The sequence below is a fragment of the Pseudomonas sp. SDO5532_S415 genome (assembly GCF_054071155.1).
In genome coordinates, this window is the sequence record NZ_JBSVWS010000309.1 from 1 (window position 1) to 3,240 (window position 3,240).

Genomic DNA, 3,240 nt, shown 5'->3' on the forward strand with positions numbered 1-3,240 from the left:
TTGTGAACGGCACAAATCCCTTGTGGGAGCGAGCCTGCTCGCGAAGAGGCCGGCACAAACAACACACATGCTTGACCCTTTACCCAAGAACAACAAAGCAACACCCGAAAACCCCTGCGCCGAACTCGGCTCTGCCATAAATCCAATAACATCCGGAGTAGTCGCTCATGGCTCGTTTGCAACGCACCCTGTCATTAGGGTCGGTGGTGCTGTTCGGCATCGCCTACATGACGCCGATCATTGTGCTCGGCACTTTTGGCATTCTCGCTCAATCCACCGCCGGCATGGTGCCCGCCGCTTATCTCGCGGCGCTGGTGGCGATGTTCTTCACCGCCATGAGCTACGGACGCATGGCCTCGGCCTTCCCGGTCGCCGGTTCCGCCTACAGCTATGTGCGCAAGGCCATCAGCCCGAAACTGGGCTTCATCGCCGGTTGGGCAGTGCTGCTCGATTACCTGTTTTTGCCCATGGCGATCTGGCTGATCGGTGCCGCTTACCTGAACTCCGCTTTCCCGGCGGTGCCGCAGTGGGTCTGGGTGCTGGCGTTCATCGGCATCACCAGCGCCATCAACATCGTCGGCCTGAAACTGGCCAACGGCATCAACGCCTTGCTGATGCTGGTGCAGTTCCTGGTGCTGGTGGCCTTCGTTGCGCTATGCGTGCATTACGTCGGTGGCGATGCGAGCACGCCGCTGTGGTCGATCAAACCGTTCTTCAACGGCGACATGCAAATGCCGTTGATCATGAGCGGCGCGGCCATCGCCTGTTATTCGTTCCTCGGCTTCGACGCGGTCAGCACCTTGACCGAAGAAACCCGCGACCCACGTCGCACCATTCCCCGGGCGATCATGCTGATCACCTTGATCGGCGGGCTGATTTTCGTCTGCGTCTCGTACTTCGTGCAGGTCGCCCATCCGTCGTTCCAGTTCGACAGCGTTGATTCGGCGGCCTATGAAATTGCCCGCAACATCGGCGGCGACCTGTTCGTCTCGATCTTCCTGATCGGCCTGATCGTCGGCCAGTTCGCCTCGGGTTTGTCGGCCCAGGCCAGCGGTTCGCGTTTGCTGTACGCCATGGGCCGTGACGGCGTGCTGCCGAAATCGTTTTTCGGCACTCTGCACGAACGTTTCGGCACGCCGATCAACAGCATCCTGCTCTGCGCCGTGGTGGCCTTGCTTGCACTGAAACTCGACGTCACCACCTCGACCTCGTTCATCAACTTCGGCGCCTTCCTGGCCTTCAGCCTGGTGAACCTGTCGGTGATCTTCCATTACTGGATCGGTGGCGAGAAAAAAGGCCTGCGCGAGCTGGTGCTGTTCCTGATTTTCCCCTTCATCGGCCTGGTGGCGGACCTGTGGTTGATGGTCAGCCTTGACCACCTGGCGATCTACCTCGGCTTGAGCTGGCTGGCGATCGGCGTGGTGTATCTGGCGGTGTTGACCGGCGGTTTCCGTCGGCAGCCACCGGAGATGGATTTCCAGGAGGCTGCGTAAGTACTGGTGCAGGAGGCCTTTGCTCACCAGCGGAGGACATGTGATCCTTGCCGCTTTTGAGTCAAAGGCCTTTGTTCATGTCGACGTTTGCTGCCCAACCCGCCGGAATTATCCACATTGCCGCCGCCCTGTTGATCGGCCCGGACGGTCGAACGTTGCTGGTGCGCAAGCGCGGCACCGAGGCCTTCATGCAACCGGGCGGCAAGATCGAAGCCCATGAACAACCGGCCAACGCTTTGGCCCGTGAACTGGAAGAAGAGCTGGGGCTGGTCATCGATCCGGCGCACGCCACCTTCCTCGGCCAGTTCTCGGCACCCGCCGCCAATGAGCCGGGTTATGTGGTGAAAGCCGAGATTTTTCTGCTGGGCATTGATTCCGACGTCACCCCGGCTGCCGAGATCGAAGAGGTGATCTGGATCGATCCGGCCACCGACGGCGACGTCACGCTGGCACCCTTGACAAGGGACCTGATCCTGCCGTTTTATCGGGCTTCGCTGATCGCGACTGCCTGATCATTCAAGCAAAGGACCCGCCATGATCCCGCTTCAAGACTTGCTGATTTTCGCCGCCGCCGCGTTGCTGATGGTACTGACGCCGGGGCCGAACATGATCTACCTGATCTCTCGTTCGATCTGCCAGGGCCGCAAGGCCGGCGTGACTTCGTTGCTGGGGGTGGTCGCCGGGTTTTTCGTGCATCTGTTCGCCGCCGCTGCCGGTTTGACTGCTGTGTTCCTGGCGGTGCCGATGGCTTATGAAGTGCTGAAGTGGGCGGGTGCGTTGTACCTGCTATGGCTGGCCTGGCAGGCGGTCAAACCCGGTGCGCGTTCGCCGTTCGAAGCGCAACAGTTGCCGCCGGATTCGTCGCGCAAATTGATCACCATGGGCTTCCTCACCAGCGCCCTGAACCCCAAGATCGCGGTGTTTTACCTGTCGGTGTTTCCTCAGTTCATCACCCCTGAACACGGTTCGGTGTTCACCCAAAGCATCCTGCTGGGCCTGACCCAGATCAGCGTCAGTTTCAGCGTCAATCTGCTGATCGCCCTGTTTGCCGCGGGCATTGCTTCGTGGTTTGTCAACAACCCGACCTGGCTGGCGATGCAGCGTTATTTCATGGGTTTTGTGCTGTCGGCGCTGGCGCTGCGGCTGATGCTTGAACAACGCCGGATGGCCTGACCGTGTGGATTCAGCGACTGGACGCCAGCCATGCCCTGGACTACCGGGCGCTGATGCTTGAGGCCTATGACCGGCATCCGCAGGCATTCACCTCCAGCGTGCGCGAGCGTGCCTCAATGCCGCTCGGTTGGTGGGAATCGCGCCTGACCGGCAAGCTCGATGTAGTGCTCGGCGCCTTCGAGGAAGGGCGGCTGGCGGGCATCGCCGGGCTGGCCTTCGAGCCTCGGGAGAAGGCCCGGCACAAGGCGACGCTGTTTGGCATGTACGTGTCCGCCAACGTGCGCCAGCGGGGGCTAGGCCACCAACTGGTGCAGGCGGTTTTGGCCGAAGCGCGAACCCATCAGGGATTGCGACTGATCAAGCTGACCGTCACCGCCGGCAACGATGCCGCCTTCAACCTGTACCGACGCAATGGATTTATCCAGTTCGGCCTGGAACCGATGGCGGTGCGGGTGGGCGAGGAATACTTCGACAAAATCCACATGTGGCGCGAGCTCTAACCATCACCGAAATCCCAATGTGGGAGCGAGCCTGCTCGCGAAGGCGGTGTGTCAGTCAATATTGATGTGTCTGA

At 60.7% G+C, this 3,240-nt stretch carries 4 protein-coding genes; all 4 read left to right on the top strand.

Features of this window, described 5'->3' with window-relative positions:
* The first annotated feature begins 167 nt into the window (after positions 1–167).
* The 4 genes from ACW9HW_RS29560 (at position 168) to ACW9HW_RS29575 (ending at position 3,166) form a co-directional block, all read left to right on the top strand.
* Complete coding sequence (locus ACW9HW_RS29560) at positions 168–1,493, top strand: APC family permease (protein ID WP_095197159.1); 1,326 nt, start codon at positions 168–170, stop codon at positions 1,491–1,493.
* Between the two features lie 77 nt (positions 1,494–1,570).
* Positions 1,571–2,005, top strand: coding sequence for an NUDIX hydrolase (locus ACW9HW_RS29565; RefSeq protein ID WP_095197158.1), 435 nt, complete (start codon positions 1,571–1,573; stop codon positions 2,003–2,005).
* 22 nt (positions 2,006–2,027) lie between these two features.
* On the top strand, positions 2,028–2,666 hold the full coding sequence (locus tag ACW9HW_RS29570; RefSeq protein ID WP_095197157.1) for a LysE family translocator: 639 nt from the start codon (positions 2,028–2,030) through the stop codon (positions 2,664–2,666).
* Between the two features lie 2 nt (positions 2,667–2,668).
* Positions 2,669–3,166, top strand: coding sequence for a GNAT family N-acetyltransferase (locus ACW9HW_RS29575; protein ID WP_095197156.1), 498 nt, complete (start codon positions 2,669–2,671; stop codon positions 3,164–3,166).
* Positions 3,167–3,240 lie beyond the last annotated feature (74 nt).

Coding starts and splice junctions, on each gene's coding strand:
- ACW9HW_RS29560 (WP_095197159.1), top strand. CDS start 168: ATGGCTCGTTTGCAACGCACCCTGTCATTAGGGTCGGTGGTGCTGTTC.
- ACW9HW_RS29570 (WP_095197157.1), top strand. CDS start 2,028: ATGATCCCGCTTCAAGACTTGCTGATTTTCGCCGCCGCCGCGTTGCTG.
- ACW9HW_RS29565 (WP_095197158.1), top strand. CDS start 1,571: ATGTCGACGTTTGCTGCCCAACCCGCCGGAATTATCCACATTGCCGCC.